We start from the raw sequence: 17,791 nt of genomic DNA, 5'->3' as shown, positions 1-17,791 counted from the left end.
ATCGTTGTGGATCGATGATCCGTTTAGGCAATGTTAGCGGAATCCATCTCGAAACACCGCCTCTGTCCACGACTCCTCAGAAAGCACGATGATGACCACCATCTCCGCTCCGACTCCTGTGACCACCGTCTCGCCCGTCACGATTCCCGCCTCGTACCGGGGTCAGGATCTTCAGGTGAAGGTGTCGGCGCCCACCTCCGGCGATGGGCTGCCGACGATCGTGTTCGCCCACGGCTTCAGCCTCGCCTCCCGCGACTACGCGCCGCTGGCCGACTACTGGGCCGCCCGCGGCTTCGTGGTCATCCAGCCGACCTTCCTGGACTCCAAGACGCTCGGCCTTGCCCCCGATGACCCGCGCACCCCGGACATCTGGCGCCTGCGCGTCCAGGACATGAGCCATGTCGCCGACAGCCTCGAACTCATCGAGCGGACCGTTCCCGGACTCGCGGGGCGGATCGACCGGACCCGGCTGATCGCCGCCGGCCATTCCTACGGCGCGCAGACTGCCGGCATGCTCCTCGGCGAGCGGGTCCGCGACGCCGCCGGCACCCCGGGCGAGAGCATGACGGACGCTCGTTTCACGGTCGGCATCCTGCTGGCGCATCCGGGCGATGGGGACAGCCTCAATGAGCTGGCGCAGACGTACTTCCCGTTCATGCGCCCCGACTTCACCGAACTGACCGCGCCGGCGTTCCTCGCCGCCGGGGACCACGACCAGTCGCCGCTATCCACCCGCGGCCCGGACTGGTTCACCGACGTGTACACCATGAGCCCCGCGAACAAGACCCTGCTCACTCTCTTCGGAGGCGAGCACGGACTCGGCGGCATCAACGGCTACGAAGCCGCCGCGACCACCGACGAGAACCCGCAACGCGTGGAGCTCGTGCAACGCCTCAGCACCGCCTGGCTGCGCGCCGCCGTCCTCGGTGATGCAGAGGACTGGACCGTTGCCGCGGACGAGCTGCACTCCGAGCCCGAGCCGGCCGGACGCCTGGAGAGCAAGTGACAATGAAAAACGCGGGCACCGCGATCCCACGCCCGCCGTTCGATCCGGAGCTGGAGGCCGCGCTGGAGTCCCTGGCCGCGCAGCTTCCGCCCACGATCACCCCCGAGATGATCCACCCTCTGCGGCAGACAATGGGCGACGGTGCCGACGCGAGACAGGCGCTCGTCCGACGTGGCCTGGAGGTGCGCGACGTCACCGCGCCCTCGTCCGACGGCGGTGCCATCCCCCTCAGCATCGTGCAGCCCGCCGGCCATGTCGGGGCGGGCGTTGGCTTCTACTACGTCCACGGCGGCGGCATGGTGTTCGGTGACCGACTCGGCGGGGTCGAGGTGCTCGCGGACTGGCTCTTGCGCTACGACGCCGTCGCGGTCAGCGTCGGCTACCGCCTCGCGCCGGAGCATCCCGATCCGGCCCCCGTCGAGGACTGCTACGCGGGGCTCGTCTGGACCGCTGAGCACGCCGAGGAGCTCGGCATCGACGCGGGCCGGCTCGTCATCGCCGGCAGCAGCGCAGGCGGTGGCCTCGCCGCGGGCACGACCCTGCTCGCCCGCGATCGGTGCGGCCCAGCCCTCGCCGGTCAGTTGCTGATGTACCCGATGCTGGACGACCGCGACGACACCGCGTCGACGCGGCAGATCGACGGCGTCGGCGTGTGGGACCGCGGCAGCAACCGCACCGGCTGGTCCGCACTCCTCGGGGATCGCCGCGGCAGCGACGAGGTGTCGGTCTACGCGGCTCCCGCTCGCGCCGGCGATCTGTCCGGCCTGCCGCCGACCTTCATCGACTGCGGCTCCGCAGAGGTCTTCCGGGACGAGGACATCGCCTACGCCTCCGGCATCTGGGCGGCAGGAGGACAAGCCGAGCTTCACGTCTGGCCCGGTGGATTCCACGCCTTCGACGCCTTCGCCCCCCACACCACGCTCGCGAAGGACATGACCGGTGCCCGCGACCAGTGGATCGACCGACTGCTCTCCTGAACCAACCCGTCCCGATGCCGGACACCGGCACCGAAACCGAACGGAGAATCTATGCACTACCGCGCTCTAGGAAAGACGGGCATCAAGGTCAGCCCCTACGCACTCGGCGCCATGATGTTCGGCCGGCTCGGAAACCCCGATCATGACGACGCCGTCAGGATCATCCACAAGGCCCTCGACGCAGGCATCAACCTCATCGACACCGCCGACGCCTATTCGGGGGGAGAGTCAGAGGAGATCGTCGGCGAGGCACTCCGCGGTCGTCGTGACAACGTCGTCCTCGCCACGAAGCTTCACCTGCCGATGGGCGATGACCCCAACCAGCAGGGCAACTCCCGCCGCTGGATCATGACGGAGGTCGAGAATTCCCTCAGGCGGTTGAAGACCGACCACATCGACCTCTATCAGATACACCGCCCCGATCCCGCCACCGACATCGAGGAGACCCTCTCGGCCCTGTCCGACCTGATCCACAGCGGCAAGGTGCGCACCATCGGCTCCTCCGCGATGCCCGCCTCCGAGATAGTGGAAGCGCAATGGGTCTCCGAGCGCCGGGGCCTCGAACGTTTCCGCACCGAACAGCCCACCTACTCAATCCTCAATCGGGGGATCGAGGCGGAGGTCCTGCCGGTCGCGCAGGGGTACGGAATGGGCACGCTCGTCTGGAGCCCTCTCGCCGGTGGCATGCTGACCGGCCGGGTGCGCAAGGGACAGCAGACCNACCGATCTGCGCCGCGCCGCTCACTTCTCCTACCTGAGCGACGAGCGCCGTCTTGACGTCGTCGAGCAGCTCATCCCACTGGCCGAGGAGGCCGGCATCCCGATGACCCATCTCGCCCTCGCGTTCGCGATCGCCCATCCCGGGGTCACCGCGGCGATCATCGGACCTCGCACCATGGGACAGCTCGACGACCTGCTCGCCGGAACCGAGGTGTCACTCTCCGACGAGCTCCTCGACCGGCTTGACGAGATCGTTCCACCCGGCACCGATGTCTCGCCCCTCGACATGGCCTACCGCACCCCCGCCCTCCTCACCCCGAACCTGCGTCGTAGACCGCTGGTTGAGCGTGCCGCAGGAGTCAAGGCCTAGCCGGGCGAGCTGCGCCCCGGCCCGAACGCAGTTACCTGCCGCGCAGCTACCTGTTCTTCGGCACCTACCGCCGCGACCTGCTCGACAGCACAGTGCGCGACCTCGCCGCCGCCCAACGGGAACGAGAACAACATCTCGCCGCCCTGCGCCGCGAGATCGACGACACCACCCGAATGATCAAGAACCTCGTCCGCGACTTCTCCCGTAACGACACACCCAGCGAGGACTTCGTGCGCGACATCAACACTGAACGCGCCGAACTGCACCATCGCAAGATCGAACTCGAAGCCCAGCTCGCCGAAGCCGAGGAGGCCAACCAGCGGGCACCCAATCCCGACCGCTCGACACCCTGCCCGTGAGCGAGGTCCGGATCGAGGAGATACACGAAGACACCGAGCGCCAGCTGTTCGAAGCCCTTCGACTCGAACTCCCCCTACCACAAAGACACCAACCAGATCGAGTGCACAGTCACCCTAGCCGGAACGACACCGCCAGCGACGCGTCACGCCACCCACTAGGCCACTGTTCTGCCGTTCGACCGCGAACAGTGACTCAACCAGCACACATGCAATAACGAGAACAAGGAGGGCACCGTGACCAGCCCCGCTGCCGTTCCCATCCTTGTAGTGCCCCCGGCAGGATTCGAACCTGCGACACCGGCTGTCGCAGAATCGTGGCCATGTTAGCTCCAATTGTGTTGCAGCGTATGGGTTTTGGACTCACAATGGCCCAGTTAGGCATCGTTGTATCGAGTTGATTTTTGACGGTTTACTGACACTAGCGGCCCCTCGGCCCGGCGATCTTCGGCTCGGCGTCGAGCAACTCCTCCAGCAGCGCCGCGGCCCGCTCGTTCGTCACCTGCTTCCGAGATGCACGCCTGCATGGTGCCTCGCAGGTCGACCACGCCCCACAGGCCGCCGGACGGCTCGGCGAGCGTCCATGTGAAGCCGCCGCGGCCGAGCTCGTCGAGCCGCCGGTTCATCACCGCGGCCGGATCGCATGGAGGTTCCGTGCTGGCGGCCGGCGTCAGGCTGGCCGACTGCGCGGTCTGGTCGACCGGCGGCGAGAAGCTGACCAGCCCGAAGGCGACGACGAGGATCGCCAGCAGTGTTGAGACGGACCGCGACGTGAAGTAGGTCGGTCTGTCAAAGTCCCCGTCCGTCACGATGTCTCCCCCTGATTCGTGGCTCGCCAAGAAGGATCGGCGAACCCCCGCGCGTTGTTACGCGGCGGATCACCGTTTCTCGCGCGACGATTGGGCAGACAGGAGAGGCGACAGCGCTAGCGCGTTCTGTCCGCCGTGCGGGCGAATCGTGACCTTCTCTCGGAGCAACAGCCGTCGGATCGTGCAGTACGACGTGTCGTGCTGGTCGGCCAGCGCCTGCATCGAGGCTCCCTGCTCGTAGCCCTGCACGATCGCGTCCGTGTCGAGTTCTCGCCGAACTCCTTGGCGGATAGGCGGCAGCACCGCCCCTTCTTGACGCAGCAGTCGCCCAGTCCAGCTCAGCGACCGGCCGAGCTCGCGAGCTATCTCCGTGATCGACGCGCCATTCCGCCACGCTTGCAACATCTGCGCGTTGCGCGAACGCCGGTCCTGCCGCGCGGCGGTTACCTGATCGTCTGTGGCCATTCGGGGCCGCCTCGATGCTGGGACCCAGCCGCCACGCCTGGCGTCGGGGTCCGGACGTGGCGGCTGGGCTGTCTTTGAGCGGCTACTCGTGCACCGCTGGGGTCTCTCGACCGTTGTGCATTGCCTTGAGCTTGGACTAGAACGACAAGGCCCACTGCCTGTCGGCGTCGGGCAAGCTGACGGCTTGCTCGCCGGCTGCGGAAACCGTGATCGCGAAGTCTGCGGGTGATGGCTGGTTCAGCCGGGTCCAGAGTTCGTGGGCGGTCTCCAGTTCGTCCCACAGTCGCCGGTCTCCGCCTTGTGTGACTTCGTGTTCGGTGTCGTCGGTGTCTGCGTCGACCCGTGCCCACGACTCGCTGCGTGGGTCCGTGAGGCAGTAGTACATCGGACCGCCGTCGATCCGGACGCGACCGGCTCGTGTTTCTGGCATCGAGAGTTGCGCGAGGAAGGCGAAGTCCCACGTACGCAGCGCGGCAGGGGCGAGGCTGGTCCGCCGTTGCTGGCCTGGAGCGCTGACCGCACGAGACGCCAGCTCGGACAGCTCGCGGACGTGTTCCTCCTTATTGCTGCGCAACGGCATGAAGTTCACCCGCTCCCGCAGGAAATGACCACTCGCGGACCCGTCCTCGCTCACGGTGAGGCGGGCGAGGTTGCCGGCGAAGTCGCCGCGCATGTCGGCCAGGATGGTTCCGCCCGGCCGTACTTGGGTCAGCCAGGCTGGCGGCACCTTCCGCAGGGACGTCGTGGCGATGATCCGGTCGTACTGCGCGCGTGTCGGGTAACCGAGGTAGCCGTCCGCGACAGCGAGCGTCGGGGCAAAGCCGAGGTGATCCAGCCGTTCCCGCGCCTCGCGCACACACCGCGGGTCAATGTCCACGGAGGTGACGGCGTCCGGCCCGAGTCGGTGGGAAAGCAGACCCGCCGTCCATCCTGTGCCGGTACCGATTTCGAGCACGGTGTCGCCTTCGGCCGCTTGGCTGGACTCCAGCATGATCGCCACGGCCGAGGGCGCTGAGCACGAGGTCGTGACCATCTCGCGCTCGTCGAAAATCGTCAGCAGCGCCTCGTCGTGGTAGACCGCGTTGAGCCATTCCTCGGGCCGCGTGCCGTCCGCGATACCCAAGACCATGCCGCCGAGGTTGTCCGGGAGGGTGAACCGCGGCGCGAAGAGGTGGCGAGGGACGTCGTCGAACGCGGCCCCCCATGCGCGGGTGGTCAGCTTTCCGGAGGTCTCCAAGCCCTCGACGAGGTCCGTGTTGAGGTCGGCGGCCAACTGGCTGAGCCTGCTGTCCTGCTCGATCACGTCGGTCACTGGTCTTCTCCTGTGAGTAGGGCGGCGATCGCGTCCGCGATGGGAAGTGCCGTCGCGTCCTCTATCCAGCCCCATTGCCCGCTGGGGTTCAAGTCCACGAAGTAGTGGGTGTCATCGGCGGTGACGACGAAATCGGCCGCGGCGAACGCCAGGCCGAGGTGATCGGTCATCTTGAGCAGCGCCGACTCGACGCTCTCCGGGAGGCTCACGGGCTCATAGCGCAATGCCGTGTAGTCCGCGCGCCAGTCGAGCAGTTCCCCCGCGTCCTCGTCGGCGACGAGGATGTTCGCGGCGAACACGCGCCGGCCGACGACGGTCGCCCGAACATCCCGGATCTTCGGCATCCGTTCCTGAAACTGGTGCGCGGTAAGCGCAATCCGGTCGTCGGCCATGTCCGCCACGGTGACCGGAGTCGTGTACACCAGCGACACCCGCTGCCCATCGGGGACCGAGGCACCCGAGAGCGTCTTGTAGACGACCGAGTCTCCGAGCCGGTCGCGGAGTCCGACAGCGTCACCGGGAACGTTGGTGATCGCGGTGCGCGGCACGCGCAGGCCGCACGCCGCGGCGGTGGCGAGCTGGAGCGGCTTGTACTCCGCGTCGGCCGCCTTTGACGGGTCGTTCACCCACGAGCACCACGGCAGGCTCATGAGCAGCCCGCCGAACGCTCGGCGAGCTTCGCGCGCGGCGAACCGTTGTTCGGCGTCGTTCATCGTCGCCGGGAAGGTGAACGCGGTCGGCCTGCGGACATACACGCTGCGAATGTCGCGCAGGCCGACCGATCCGTCCGGACTGCGGATCTCGCCTTCCCACGAGCCGTCGAACCAGGCGCTCACGCTCACTGAAAGCGGGAAGTCGCCGGTGTCCGCCCGGAACACTCGCGCGTTCCGCCGCTCCAGCTCGCGCACGACGAGATCGGCTGATTTGTCGGTCGGCTCCGTCAACACCAGCACGGTGCTGGCGGCGAGGTCTGATTCGAGTTTCATCGCGTCAGCGAGTCCTTATGGTCGTCGTGCCGTTAGATGTCGTTGGCGACGTCGAAGCGGGTGTCGCCTTCGTCCTGGCCGTCGGTGGACTGCTCGGTCACGCTTTCGGTCGCCATCGTGGCACCGCTGCCGGTGCGCAAGACGACGACGTTGCGAGGAGCGGGTGCAGTCCGCAAGGTCAAGCCGAACGGGGTGCTGTCCGTGTCCGATACGGGTTCCGCCGTCGGAACGAATCCCCGGCGGACGCCGAGCCCGAAACGCTCGTCCGCGTCAGCGAGTGACATACGGGTCGTCATGCTCTCGTTCTCCTTTTCCTGTCACCACACCGTTTTCGGCGTGGGGTCTTGGACGAGGCCGGTCGGCCGGATCGTGACCGGCCAGCCGAGTTCGAGGGGGACCTGCGCGTCCGGCGCTGGCACGAGGACCTGGCGCGGCGCGTCTGCGCGGCCTGGCGCGCCGATGGTGAGGACGGCGCGCAGTGCCCAGAGGGCATCCGCTCCGTACTGCCAGGCGACCACGGTGGGTCGGAAGGGGTCAGCGTTGGGGAACCGCGGCGTCCGGTACGCGGTCGCACGTTCCTCGCTGCGGATGATCAGCACGTCCGTGCACGTGTTCCACTGGAGCGTTGCGGCGTACAGATTCGGCGCGTCCCGCCGGCCGAACAGCCACAGCGTCCACTTGTGGTAGCGCAGCTCCCGGAATAGATCATCGAGCCCTAGCCCGGTCATCGGTGCCGAGCCTCCTCCACCAATCGGGAGGCAACCCGTTCCCATCGGCGTTGTTTCCGCTGCTGCCGTGCGCGTTTCCACTTCGAGACCCATTGGATAGCCACTCCGATCACGTACGCCGACAGCGCGATAGCGGCGACCTCGGCGCCGAGCGCCAGGCCGAGCGTCCCGACGTTCACTCGTCCCCCCGCATCAATGGAGCGGGGACGGAAGCCAGCGGGCGTGATGGTGTGTACCAGCGCCGACCCCCGTCCCTGGTGGAGCGCGGCCCGCGGTGCAATCGGGCCGCAGACGCGGGGGCTGTGGAGGAACCTGGAAAGGGCCACCCCCGCGTCCGGAAAGTCACGGTACGAGGGGGCTGCCACGCGGAGTGACAAGAAAGTGACAACACGAATGGACTAACGGTCACCCGCGCCCTGCGTGGGGGATGATGGGGAGTGTGGAGTCTGGAATCGGGGCACGGATCGCTTCTGCGCGGAAGCTGGCAGGGCTGACGCAGGCCAGCCTTGCGCGCCGGATCGGCTACAGCAAGAGCATGGTGTCGAAGGTCGAGCAGGGCTCGGAACTGCCGACGCCCGAGTTCGTCGGCCGGGTCGCCGAAGCTCTAGGCGGGCACGCAGACCGGCTGGAATGGAACCGGTTCGAGTGGCAACGCGAGGACGACCGGCTCGCCGACCAGCTCGGCCCCGTCCGCGCCGCACTCGACCTGCTCGACTTGCCGCCGGATTCGTCCGTCGCACCGCGGCCCACGTCGGTACTCGATGCCGACGTCCGCGACCTGAACCTGCTAGCGCAGGCCGCGCAGTACGAGCCCATGATCGCGCTGTTCCCGCCGTTGCTGGCCGAGGTGCACCTCGCCGCAGAAAACGCGTCCGGCCGCGAGCGCGAAGACCTGTGGGCGCTGCTCGCGCTCGCCGCGCGTTGCGGCCACTCCGTGGGAATCGCGGTGGGAGACAACGACTTGTCGGTCTACGCGCTGAGCCGGATGGACTGGGCGGCGAAACAGGCCGGACGCCACGCTCCCGGGCTCCGTGCCGCCCGCGAGTATTTGCGCGTCACGGCCTACCTGCGCAACCGCGACTATGACGCCTGCTGGCGGCTGAATCGGGCGGGAGTGGCGCACCTCGACGGCGCGGAGGACACGCCCGGTGCGCTGCTCGCGCGCGGGCAACTCCACCTCGGTGCCTCGGTGATCGCGGCCCGCACGGGCGACCGTGATTCGATGGCCGGCCACCTGGACGAAGCGGCCCGGATAGCCGCGGTGACGGGCGAGCAGCCAGAACAGTTCTGGTTTGGCTTCGGGCCGACCAACGTGCAGGTTCATCGGACCGTGACGCTGGGGACGATCGGCGAGCACGGCCGGGCTGTCGAGGCAGGGCGGGACATCCGGTTTCCGAGTGTCTGGCTGCCGACGCGGATCGGCCACCACCACCTCGACATGGCCCGCGCGTACCGCTGGCTGAACAAGCCGGAGCACGCGCTCCGAGAGCTGGAACGCGCCCGCCTGGTCGCGCCGGGGCAGGCGCGCCGACACCCGATGACCCGAGACACCGTCGCCGCGCTGGTGCGTTCCTCCCGCCGCCAATCCGACGCGCTGACGGATTACGCGGCGTGGCTCGGGCTGACGCCCTGAAGCTGGCGACCGCGGCTAGCGCGACGCTTCGCCGTTCGTCGCGCAGTCGGTCGTCAGGTCGAACTGCCGGTGCGAGTGCATACGGAGAGGTACAGCCGGGGCCCGAACCGTCACGCGATGAATTCTGACAGTTTTCTGACTCTTGGGCCGTCCCGGTTCGAACTTCTTGGATCGAAATAGGGTCTGACCAGCGAAGATGTGCCCCCGGCAGGATTCGAACCTGCGACACCGGCTTTAGGAGAGCCGTGCTCTATCCCCTGAGCTACGAGGGCAGTCGTGCGCTGCAGGCTACATCCTAGCGGGGCCCGTCGCCGGTGAAGCCAGGTACGCCAGTGCCATCTCCGCCGCCTCCTCGGCCCACGTCTCCCATGGGCGGTCGTCCGGCCAGAATCTGCTGGTCGCGGCGCGGTGGACGCAGGCTCCGATGATTGTCCGGGCGGCCATTTTCAGGTCGGCGGTCTCGGCCGAGGGGAGGACTTCCAGCAGGGCGTCTTGGATCGCGGACAGGGCGGCCAGGCCGCGGTCTCGGCCGTCGGAGCGTTGGGCGTCCAGGAGTTCCGGAAAGATCCGGTCGTGCTCCTCGAAGGTCTGCGCCAGGGCCGCCACGAAGGCGGTGAAGATCGAGCGGAGGTCCGGGGGCGCTGAGCGGAGGGCGTCTCGGACGCTGGTTTCCAGCTGGGTCAGCAGCCGGTCCTTGACGGCGCGCAGCAGCTGTTCCTTGCCGTCGAAACGGCGGTAGATCGTGCCTACCGACATGCCTGCTCGCGAAGCCACCGCGGCGACGGTGAAGGACTCCAGGCCCTGCTCGGCCAGGACTTGTTCGGCGGCGGTCAGGAGTTTCTGCAGCGCGGCCCGGCTGCGCGCTTGTTGCGGCGGGCGGAAGCCCTCGCTCGTCTCGCTCACTCGCGGCACGTTACTGGTAGCGTCGCGAATATGCGAATGATAATTTCGGTTCGCATCTAGGAGGGGGAGTCATGGTCAGCATCGAGGTGCGCAACGCCTATGTCGACTTTCCGATCTTCGACGCCAAGACCCGGTCGGTGAAGAAGCGCGTGCTCGGGAAGGTCGGCGGGAAAATCGCCGGCGGGGCGAGGGTGCCGGTGATCGAGGCGTTGCGGGACGTGTCGTTCCGGCTCGGCGAGGGCGATCGGGTCGGGCTGGTGGGGCACAACGGGGCTGGGAAGTCGACGTTGTTGCGGTTGCTGTCCGGGATCTACGAGCCGACCCGCGGCTCCCGGCAGGTCGCGGGGCGGGTCGCGCCGGTGTTCGATCTGGGGGTCGGGCTGGATCCGGAGGTGTCCGGGCGCGAGAACATCCTGATCCAGGGGCTGTTTCTCGGGATGAGCCGACGGCAGATGGCGAAGCGGGTCGACGATATCGCGGAGTTCACTGAGCTGGGCGACTATCTCGAACTGCCGTTGCGCACCTACTCGGCCGGGATGCGGGTGCGGCTCGCGCTCGGGGTGGTGACCACGATCGATCCGGAGATTCTGCTGCTCGACGAGGGGCTGGGCGCGGTCGACGCGGCGTTCCTCGCCAAGGCGCGCGATCGGCTCAAGGACCTGGTGCGGCGGTCCGGGATTCTGGTATTCGCGAATCACTCCGACGAACTGCTCGCGGAGTTTTGCGACACCGCGCTGTGGATGGACGAGGGCCAGGTCCGCCGGCACGGTTCGTTGTCCGAAGTCCTTGCCGCCTACAGCGGGAAGCCTGCGGCTTAGAGCGGGAGCAGCGATCCGCTGCGTTTCACCGTGCGGACGACGGGGGCGGTTTCCATTTGCTGGATCCCGTCGAGCGATCCGACGTCTCCGGTGAGGTATTCGTACAGGTGCGTCGCGTTTCGGCAGGCGATCGCGGCGACCAGGTTCGCCGGGCCGGTGGTGACCGCGGCGAATTGCACTTCTTCGTGTTCCGCCAGGGCGCTTGCGACCGAAGCGACGGCTGAGGGGCGAACGATCATCCACAGTCGCGCTTCCGACTGAAAACCCAGGGCTCGCGGGGAAATGTCCAGCTGATACGACAACAATCCCGTCCGGCGGAGGGTTTCGATTCGGCGCTTCACGGTCGACTCGGAAAGACCGGACACGGCGGCCAGTTCGCCGTAGCCGGCGCGACCGTCGTCGGCCAGGACTTGCCCTAGGCGCCGGTCTGCGTCGTCGAAGGTGATCTCTTCGGTTGGATCTACTGGAACTCGCAGGGCGGCGATCTGTTCGTCGGACAGGGCCGACCACCGGCCGAGGCGCGTGAAGCCGTGCAGCATCTGGTGCGCGGACACCGAAGTGATCCGGCTGCTCCGCGGGAGCTTGTCCAGCAGCAGCACGTCGGTTTGCTCCACAATGGACGATTGCGTCGTGCACGCGATTTCCGTGCCGCCGGAAAGCAAATGCACCCAAAACGTATCCGGGCGTTTGGCCAGTGCTGTCGCGATCGGGATGCCAAACGCGGGCGCACAGGCGAATCGGACCGTCCACAGCGCGTACCCCAGTCTCGCGCTCGCGACCGCGCCGACTACCCGGAGCACTCCGGCCTGCCGCAGCCGCCGGTAGCGCCTGCCGACGGTGTTCTCCGAAACGCCGAGCACGTCGGCGATCCGCGCGAAAGGGGCGCGGCCGTCGAGGTCCAGGGCGTGGATCAGCTGGCGGTCCACGACGTCCAGCGTGACGGGTTTCATCACCTCACGATAGCTGATGACGGAATCCGTCACTGAAGGCCAGTTAGCTTGAGGTAACCCTGCGGGCGAGATCACTCTTCGAGCAGAGAGAAAGGGAACTGTGATGCGCAAATGGGGGCCGTTGGCGGCGATCTGCCTCGGGTCGTTCATGTTGATCCTCGACACCACCGTGGTGACGGTGGCGTTGCCGGAGATGGCTCGCGGGCTGGGAGCATCGCTGGTCAATCTGCAATGGGTGGTCAACAGCTACACCTTGGTACTCGCCATTCTCGCGTTGAGCGCGGGCGCGATCGGCGACATCGCCGGACAGCGCAGGGTTTTCGGCGGTTCGGTTACGGTGTTCGCGGCGGCGTCGCTGGGGTGCGCGCTCGCGCCGAATGTCGGCGTGTTGATTGGCGCGCGGACGGTGCAAGGGATCGGCGGCGCGGCGATGATGGTGGCTGCGATGTCGTTGCTGGGAGCCAATTATGCAGGCAAAGAGCGAGGTGCCGCGTTCGGGATTTGGACGGCGGTGCTCGGTGGCGCTGGTGCGGCGGGGCCGTTTCTCGGCGGCGTTTTGACGCAGTGGGCGGGTTGGCAGGCGATCTTCTTCCTCAACTTGCCGTTGAGCGTGCTGACTCTGCTGCTGACCCGGACGTATCTGGCTGAGGCTCCGAAACGACCGGCTGGCACCCGGATCGACTTCGGCGGCATGCTGGCTTTCGGAATCAGCTCTGGCGCGTTGATCTACGCAGTGATCCAGAGCGCCTGGCCAGTGTTCGCCGTCGCGGCCGTGGCGTTGATTGTTTTCGTTGTGGTCGAACGACGAGTGAAGCACCCGATGCTCGACCTCGCGTTGTTCCGCCGGGCATCATTCGTGACTGTGCTGATCGTGGTCGTCGCGAGTTCTTTCGTCTTCGCCTGCCTGATTTACGCGTCAATCTGGCTGCAATCAGCAATACACCTCAGCCCGGCCGGGGCGGGACTCGCGCTGATTCCTTTGGCGGCAACATCTTTCGTCGCTTCACTGCTGATCGGCAAGCGGCTGCACGCGGTTTCGCCAGGCATCGTCCTCGGACTCGGCGCCCTGCTGGCGACTGCTGGCTGCGGGCTGGAGTGGATCCTGCTCGACCGCGACTCGACGTGGCTCGGCCTGCTTCCCGGACTGATCGTGACGGGTGCCGGGATGGGGATCGCGGGACCAGCTGGCAGCACCGCGATCCTCAGCGCGGTTCCGCAGGACCGTGCGGGAATGGCGTCCGGTGCCATGGCTACGTTCCGGCAGCTCGGCCAAACCCTCGGCGTCGCTGTCCTCGGGCTGGTCTACGCCGCCACCGCGGACCTCGGCGACGTCTTCCTGGTCACCGCCGGGCTCAGCCTTGTCGCCGCAGTGCTCAGCTGCCTGGTGCTTCCTCGAAACAATGCCGGTGCGCCGTCACGAACTCGCGGAAGCTCCGCGGCCGCTGACCGGTGACGTCCGCGACCGTGGAAGTCACGGTTTCCGCGCCACCGTCCAGGTACGTATTGCACACCTCAACCAGCGCTCTGGCGTGAAACGAGGACATTCCGGCTTCGGCTAACGCGGAAAGTGCTTGCTCGTTCGACATTCCGCGGTACGCGATCGGACGGCCGAGCACTTCGGACAGCACTGCCGCGGCCTCGTCGTACGTCAGCGCCTCGGGACCGCTGAGCGCGTACGCCTTGCCTGCGTGGCCGTCCTCGGTCAGCGCCCGAAACGCCACGCGGGCAATGTCCTCGGCGTCCACGAAGGCGATCGGACCGCGAATCAGCGGGCTGGCGAAGAAACTCCCGGACCGGATGGTTCCGGCCCAGTTTCCCGAGAACGTCTGGAGATAGAAGTTCGCCCGGAGAAAGGTCCAGGACAGCGGCGAGGTTTCCAGCATCCGCTCGACCGGACGGTGCAGCCGGGCAATCGGCGTGAGTTCCTCGTCCGCCCGCCACAGCGACTGTTTCACCACGTGCGAGACCCCGGCGGACACGGCGGCTTCGACCATAGTGGACTCGTTGCCGGTCTGCCCGGGGCTCATCGCGCCCAGCAGGAACACCTTCGACACTCCGGCCAGCGCCGGTTGCACAGTAGCCGGATCGGACATTTCGATGGTAACCGCGTCGATTCCGTCCACGGCGGCTTTCGTTGCCTTCTCCGGGGAATGATAAGCGGCCCGGAACGGCACCTCGGCCGCGCGCAACTGCTTGACCAGCGCCGATCCCACATTGCCGCTCGCACCCGTCACCAGGATCATGCGCTCCGCCTTCGCGCGTCGAGGGAATCACGTTCGCGTGTAGACGATTCAGTGTAGTGGATCAGCGACCGGCTACCCGGCGTTCGCCTCCGCTCGCGCTCGCCACCGCACCAGTTCCTCGACCGCGGACGGCAACGTGGTCTCGAAGTCGATCAGTTTCGCCCAGGTCGGGGTGACGACGATGCGGACCATGCCCTCGACGTAGAGGGAGCGGATTTCGGCCTCCCATTCGACGCGCTGTTCGGCCGTCATCTCGTAGGAACCGTTTATTTCCAGGTACTCCTGCGGGATCCCGTCGACGTAGTCCAGTTCGGCGCGCCCGCGCACGAGCAGGATCTTCGGCGGGTGCGACTCGATGTCGATCGTCAGCGCGACCATCGGATTCGCCCGCAGCGACGGCAGTTTCGGAGCGTTCTTGGTGGTGCACAGGACAACCTCGGCACCATTCCAGCTGAACGCGATCGGGATGCTGCGCGGAGTGCCGTCCTTCGCGACGTAGGCCAGCCGGGTCAGGTCGCGGGCGAGCAGTTCACGGCTGAGTGGACGGTTCAGGACTTCGGCGACTTCCTGCGGTTCCATCGCGGTCTCCTTCTCAGATGCGGTCAGATGCTGCGGGGACGGAGCCCGGGCGGCGTTCTCGACATCAGCCCGGCAGTGACCTGGGTCACCTTGATAACTAAAACACTTGTACAATTGATTGACAGTTGTCCGGCCGGTGGCGTTGAGTAGCCCGCGAGCCGGGAAACGCGGGGAGGTGAGGGCGATGCGAGCCTGGGGCGAATCTGCTCCCGGCGATGGCGCTCGTCGCCGGGAAGCTCGTCCACCTGGCTCTGGGTTAACTCTGCGTGAGCTTCCTTCTCAGCGTGTCCACAGCGAGTGTGCAGAACAGTGGTTAACCATGACGCCCCGGCACCGGAAGGCCTGATGACCGACCCTCACGACAGACGTGGCGTCGCTGCCCGCGCCGCGGCCCGGCGAAGGCGAATCACCGGCCGGGTCGCGCTGGCCCTCGCGGCCGCGTTGACGCTCTCGCTGACCGGATACGGCTGGGCGGCCTACCACGGCGTCGTGTCCGGGCTGCAGGTTTCCGACGTGCTCGACGGACAGTCGACCTCCAGCGGCGGCGACACCAACATCCTGATCATGGGCCTCGATTCGCGGCTCGACGAGAACGGCAACCCGCTGCCGAAGGACATCTACAACTCGCTGCACGCCGGGGATCAGCAGGACGGCGGCTACAACGCCAATGTGCTGATGCTGCTGCACGTCCCCGGCGACGGCGGCAAGGCCACGTCGCTCTCGATTCCGCGCGACGATTACGTTCCGCTGGCGGGCTGCCCGGACAACGTGTGCAAGGGCAAGATCAAGCAAGCCTACGGGCTGGCGTTCGACGAAAAGACCAAACAGCTCGTATCGCGGAATGCCACCGACAAATCCCAGCGCGAGCAGCAAGCCAGGGACGCGGGCCGCCGGGCGGAAATCGACACCGTGCGGAAATTCCTCGGCGGCGTCCCGATCGACCATTTCGTCGAGGTCACCCTCGTGGCGTTCTTCGAGATCGCCCAGGTCGTCCAGCCGATCACGGTGTGCCTCAACGAGGACACCCAGGACAGCTACTCGGGCGCGAATTTCCACGCCGGCCAGCAGGAGATCAGTGCCGAACAGGCCGTCGAATTCGTCCGGCAGCACCGCGACAACGTGCATCCAGCACTCAATTTCACCGACCTCGACCGCGAACGCAGGCAACAGGCGTTCATCTCTTCGCTGGTCTATCAGCTCAACCAGGGCGGGACCTTCACGGATCCGGCGAAACTCCAAGGGATCATGGACGTCGCGAAGCAGAACACCGCGGTCGACAGTTCACTGGACCTGCTCGCGCTCGCGAAACAAGCGTCCAGCCTGACCGGCGGGAAGGTCAGTTTCGTAACCCTTCCGGTCGACCATTTCGGCAAGAGCCCGTCCGGCGAAGACGTCAACTTCGTCAATACCGGGCAAATCCAGTCCCTGGTCGCGCGACTGCTCAGCGGTGCTCCGGTGCCGACGCCGGCCGCGTACGTGACCCCGATGACGCACGGCAGCGGCGCTCCCGCTCCCCCGCCGGCGCTGAGCGGAGGCGGAATCCCTTGTGTGAAATAACTTCAGCGACGGAAACCCGCGCGCCTCGGTGTCCTATCCGGACGGTTAGGGCATAATCGGCCCGGCGCGTTCACTCCCGCGCCCGAAAATCGGCGGACGGCGGTGCGCGAGTGGCTACGACACGGAACAGACGGACCCGGGTTCCGGTCGCGATCGTCGGCTGGCTCTCCCGGCCGCTGGCGTCGTTCCACCTCGTGCTCGCGCTGTGCGGTCTGCTCACGCTGCTCGGCGTCATCATGGTGCTGTCGGCGTCTTCCGCGCAGCCGGGCGGCGTGTACAGCACGTTCCAGAAGCACGTCATTTTCGTCCTCGTCGGCCTGGTCGCGCTGTGGGCCGGGCTGCGGCTCCCGTTGCGGCGGATCCGGTCCCTCTCGCCGATGCTGATGCTCGTGACACTGGCGATGCTCGCGCTCGTGCTCACCCCGCTCGGCGCGAAGGTGAACGGGGCGCAGCGATGGTTCGCGCTCGGACCGCTGACGCTGCAACCGGTCGAGGTCGCGAAGGTCGCGTTGACCTTGTGGGGCGCGCACATTCTCGTGGTGAAAGCCCGGCTGCTGCACCACTGGCGGCACCTGCTGGTCCCGCTGGTGCCGGTCGCGCTGCTGATGTTCGCCCTGGTGATGGCGCAGCCGAACCTCAGCGGGACGATCTCGCTCGGCATCGTGCTGCTGTCGCTGCTGTGGTTCTCCGGCGCGCCGGGACGACTCTTCGCCGCGCTGCTGGCCGGCGGCGTCGGCGGGTTCGTGGTGCTCGCGCTGATCGCGGACTACCGGCTCGCGCGCGTGCTGTCGTTCCTCTCCCCCGACGCGGACACCTCCGGTGCCGGATACCAAGCGGTGCAGGCGCAGTACGCCCTCGCCGAGGGCGGGTTGTTCGGCGTCGGGCTCGGACAGGGCGCGTCGAAGTGGAAGTACCTGCCGAACGTGCAGAACGACTTCATTTTCGCGCTGATCGGTGAGGAGCTCGGCTTCCTCGGCTGCGCGGTCGTGCTGCTGCTGTTCGGTGGGCTCGCGCTGGTCGGCCTGCGGATCGCGACGCGCAACCTCGACCCGTGGATCCGCATCGTGGCCGCGACGATCACCGTGCTGCTGGTGGCGCAGGCGGCGGTCAACATCGGGTACGTGGTGAACGCGCTGCCGGTCACCGGGGTGACGCTGCCGCTGGTGTCCTACGGCGGGACGTCGCTGATCGTGACCATGTTCCTGTTCGGCGTGCTCGCCAGCTGTGCCCGGCACGAACCCGCGGCAGTGGCGGACTTGAACCATCTCGGGCCGGGAAAGATCGGGCGGATCCTGCGGTTGCCGGTGCCGGAGCCGTACCGGCCGGTCCGGACGCCGGGGAAGACGACTCGCGCACGACGACCCGTTCGGCCTCGCTGA

The 17,791-nt window shown here is 67.2% G+C and carries 18 protein-coding genes, 1 tRNA gene and 1 pseudogene; 9 read left to right on the top strand and 11 right to left on the bottom strand.

What is annotated here, in order from left to right; translation table 11 throughout:
• Positions 1-88 precede the first annotated feature (88 nt).
• From A4R44_RS00770 to A4R44_RS00755, 4 genes and pseudogenes are all read left to right on the top strand, one after another.
• A complete protein-coding gene (locus A4R44_RS00770; protein WP_067575428.1) occupies positions 89-1,006 on the top strand; it encodes an alpha/beta fold hydrolase in 918 nt (305 codons plus the stop codon).
• A gap of 2 nt (positions 1,007-1,008) precedes the next feature.
• The gene (locus A4R44_RS00765) at positions 1,009-1,983 is read left to right on the top strand and encodes an alpha/beta hydrolase (protein WP_067575426.1); all 975 of its coding nucleotides are present in this window, start codon (positions 1,009-1,011) and stop codon (positions 1,981-1,983) included.
• Positions 1,984-2,034: 51 nt separating this feature from the next.
• Positions 2,035-3,073, top strand: a pseudogene (locus tag A4R44_RS00760) (aldo/keto reductase).
• A 92-nt stretch (positions 3,074-3,165) separates the two neighbouring features.
• Entirely contained in the window at positions 3,166-3,432 is a 267-nt protein-coding gene (locus A4R44_RS00755; RefSeq protein ID WP_067575424.1) for a hypothetical protein, read from the top strand.
• A gap of 374 nt (positions 3,433-3,806) precedes the next feature.
• On the opposite strand, the gene A4R44_RS47685 is transcribed toward A4R44_RS00755, so the two are convergent.
• The 6 genes from A4R44_RS47685 to A4R44_RS00725 all read right to left on the bottom strand — a co-directional run bounded on the left by A4R44_RS47685 (position 3,807) and on the right by A4R44_RS00725 (position 7,729).
• Positions 3,807-4,238, bottom strand: a complete 432-nt coding sequence (locus tag A4R44_RS47685; protein WP_143132512.1) for a hypothetical protein — start codon at positions 4,236-4,238, stop codon at positions 3,807-3,809.
• A 69-nt stretch (positions 4,239-4,307) separates the two neighbouring features.
• On the bottom strand, positions 4,308-4,703 hold the full coding sequence (locus A4R44_RS00745) for a helix-turn-helix domain-containing protein (protein ID WP_067575420.1): 396 nt from the start codon (positions 4,701-4,703) through the stop codon (positions 4,308-4,310).
• A 136-nt stretch (positions 4,704-4,839) separates the two neighbouring features.
• Positions 4,840-6,015, bottom strand: coding sequence for a methyltransferase domain-containing protein (locus A4R44_RS00740; RefSeq protein WP_232791451.1), 1,176 nt, complete (start codon positions 6,013-6,015; stop codon positions 4,840-4,842).
• Positions 6,012-7,001, bottom strand: a complete 990-nt coding sequence (gene tgmB, locus A4R44_RS00735) for an ATP-grasp ribosomal peptide maturase (RefSeq protein ID WP_067575418.1) — start codon at positions 6,999-7,001, stop codon at positions 6,012-6,014. The genes A4R44_RS00740 and tgmB overlap by 4 nt, the downstream gene beginning before the upstream one ends.
• Before the next feature lie 32 nt (positions 7,002-7,033).
• Positions 7,034-7,297 carry a hypothetical protein gene (locus A4R44_RS00730; protein ID WP_067575416.1) on the bottom strand — a complete coding sequence of 88 codons (264 nt, stop codon included), beginning with the start codon at positions 7,295-7,297 and terminating at the stop codon, positions 7,034-7,036.
• 21 nt (positions 7,298-7,318) lie between these two features.
• Complete coding sequence (locus A4R44_RS00725) at positions 7,319-7,729, bottom strand: hypothetical protein (RefSeq protein ID WP_067575414.1); 411 nt, start codon at positions 7,727-7,729, stop codon at positions 7,319-7,321.
• Positions 7,730-8,168: 439 nt separating this feature from the next.
• Here A4R44_RS00725 and A4R44_RS00715 point away from each other — a divergent pair, with 439 nt between their 5' ends.
• Positions 8,169-9,362: a helix-turn-helix transcriptional regulator gene (locus A4R44_RS00715; protein ID WP_067575410.1), complete on the top strand. Its 1,194-nt coding sequence runs from the start codon at positions 8,169-8,171 to the stop codon at positions 9,360-9,362.
• A gap of 199 nt (positions 9,363-9,561) precedes the next feature.
• On the opposite strand, the gene A4R44_RS00710 is transcribed toward A4R44_RS00715, so the two are convergent.
• Together A4R44_RS00710 and A4R44_RS00705 are read right to left on the bottom strand one after the other, a co-directional pair.
• Positions 9,562-9,634 (bottom strand) — tRNA-Arg (locus tag A4R44_RS00710).
• 16 nt (positions 9,635-9,650) lie between these two features.
• Entirely contained in the window at positions 9,651-10,265 is a 615-nt protein-coding gene (locus A4R44_RS00705; RefSeq protein ID WP_067575408.1) for a TetR/AcrR family transcriptional regulator, read from the bottom strand.
• Between the two features lie 71 nt (positions 10,266-10,336).
• Between A4R44_RS00705 and A4R44_RS00700 the strand changes: the two genes are divergently transcribed.
• Positions 10,337-11,083 (top strand): ABC transporter ATP-binding protein, encoded by a 747-nt coding sequence (locus tag A4R44_RS00700; protein WP_067575406.1) that lies wholly within the window; start codon positions 10,337-10,339, stop codon positions 11,081-11,083.
• Here A4R44_RS00700 and A4R44_RS00695 read toward each other — a convergent pair.
• A complete protein-coding gene (locus A4R44_RS00695; RefSeq protein ID WP_067575404.1) occupies positions 11,080-12,033 on the bottom strand; it encodes an Lrp/AsnC family transcriptional regulator in 954 nt (317 codons plus the stop codon). The two genes, A4R44_RS00700 and A4R44_RS00695, sit on opposite strands and share 4 nt — an antisense overlap.
• Before the next feature lie 103 nt (positions 12,034-12,136).
• Between A4R44_RS00695 and A4R44_RS00690 the strand changes: the two genes are divergently transcribed.
• Positions 12,137-13,486, top strand: a complete 1,350-nt coding sequence (locus tag A4R44_RS00690; protein ID WP_067575402.1) for an MFS transporter — start codon at positions 12,137-12,139, stop codon at positions 13,484-13,486.
• On the opposite strand, the gene A4R44_RS00685 is transcribed toward A4R44_RS00690, so the two are convergent.
• Positions 13,407-14,276, bottom strand: a complete 870-nt coding sequence (locus tag A4R44_RS00685) for an SDR family oxidoreductase (RefSeq protein ID WP_067575401.1) — start codon at positions 14,274-14,276, stop codon at positions 13,407-13,409. The two genes, A4R44_RS00690 and A4R44_RS00685, sit on opposite strands and share 80 nt — an antisense overlap.
• Positions 14,277-14,348: 72 nt before the next feature.
• The gene (locus A4R44_RS00680; RefSeq protein ID WP_067575399.1) at positions 14,349-14,855 is read right to left on the bottom strand and encodes a pyridoxamine 5'-phosphate oxidase family protein; all 507 of its coding nucleotides are present in this window, start codon (positions 14,853-14,855) and stop codon (positions 14,349-14,351) included.
• A 345-nt stretch (positions 14,856-15,200) separates the two neighbouring features.
• Here A4R44_RS00680 and A4R44_RS00675 point away from each other — a divergent pair, with 345 nt between their 5' ends.
• Positions 15,201-16,412 (top strand): LCP family protein, encoded by a 1,212-nt coding sequence (locus A4R44_RS00675; protein WP_232791450.1) that lies wholly within the window; start codon positions 15,201-15,203, stop codon positions 16,410-16,412.
• Positions 16,413-16,522: 110 nt separating this feature from the next.
• Complete coding sequence (gene ftsW / locus A4R44_RS00670) at positions 16,523-17,791, top strand: putative lipid II flippase FtsW (RefSeq protein ID WP_067575395.1); 1,269 nt, start codon at positions 16,523-16,525, stop codon at positions 17,789-17,791.

It is taken from the genome of Amycolatopsis sp. M39 (assembly GCF_001651785.1).
Lineage (GTDB): Bacteria > Actinomycetota > Actinomycetes > Mycobacteriales > Pseudonocardiaceae > Amycolatopsis > Amycolatopsis rubida.
The sequence above is the reverse complement of the archived record's forward strand: the minus strand, read 5'-3'. Positions and strand labels throughout refer to the sequence as shown.

Bases quoted from the DNA above. Each gene is read 5' to 3' on its own strand.
- A4R44_RS00770 (WP_067575428.1), top strand. From the start codon at position 89: ATGATGACCACCATCTCCGCTCCGACTCCTGTGACCACCGTCTCGCCC.
- A4R44_RS00765 (WP_067575426.1), top strand. From the start codon at position 1,009: ATGAAAAACGCGGGCACCGCGATCCCACGCCCGCCGTTCGATCCGGAG.
- A4R44_RS00745 (WP_067575420.1), bottom strand. From the start codon at position 4,703: ATGGCCACAGACGATCAGGTAACCGCCGCGCGGCAGGACCGGCGTTCG.
- tgmB (WP_067575418.1), bottom strand. From the start codon at position 7,001: ATGAAACTCGAATCAGACCTCGCCGCCAGCACCGTGCTGGTGTTGACG.
- A4R44_RS00730 (WP_067575416.1), bottom strand. From the start codon at position 7,297: ATGACGACCCGTATGTCACTCGCTGACGCGGACGAGCGTTTCGGGCTC.
- A4R44_RS00725 (WP_067575414.1), bottom strand. From the start codon at position 7,729: ATGACCGGGCTAGGGCTCGATGATCTATTCCGGGAGCTGCGCTACCAC.
- A4R44_RS00700 (WP_067575406.1), top strand. From the start codon at position 10,337: ATGGTCAGCATCGAGGTGCGCAACGCCTATGTCGACTTTCCGATCTTC.
- A4R44_RS00695 (WP_067575404.1), bottom strand. From the start codon at position 12,033: ATGAAACCCGTCACGCTGGACGTCGTGGACCGCCAGCTGATCCACGCC.
- A4R44_RS00690 (WP_067575402.1), top strand. From the start codon at position 12,137: ATGCGCAAATGGGGGCCGTTGGCGGCGATCTGCCTCGGGTCGTTCATG.
- A4R44_RS00685 (WP_067575401.1), bottom strand. From the start codon at position 14,276: ATGATCCTGGTGACGGGTGCGAGCGGCAATGTGGGATCGGCGCTGGTC.
- A4R44_RS00680 (WP_067575399.1), bottom strand. From the start codon at position 14,855: ATGGAACCGCAGGAAGTCGCCGAAGTCCTGAACCGTCCACTCAGCCGT.
- A4R44_RS00675 (WP_232791450.1), top strand. From the start codon at position 15,201: ATGACCGACCCTCACGACAGACGTGGCGTCGCTGCCCGCGCCGCGGCC.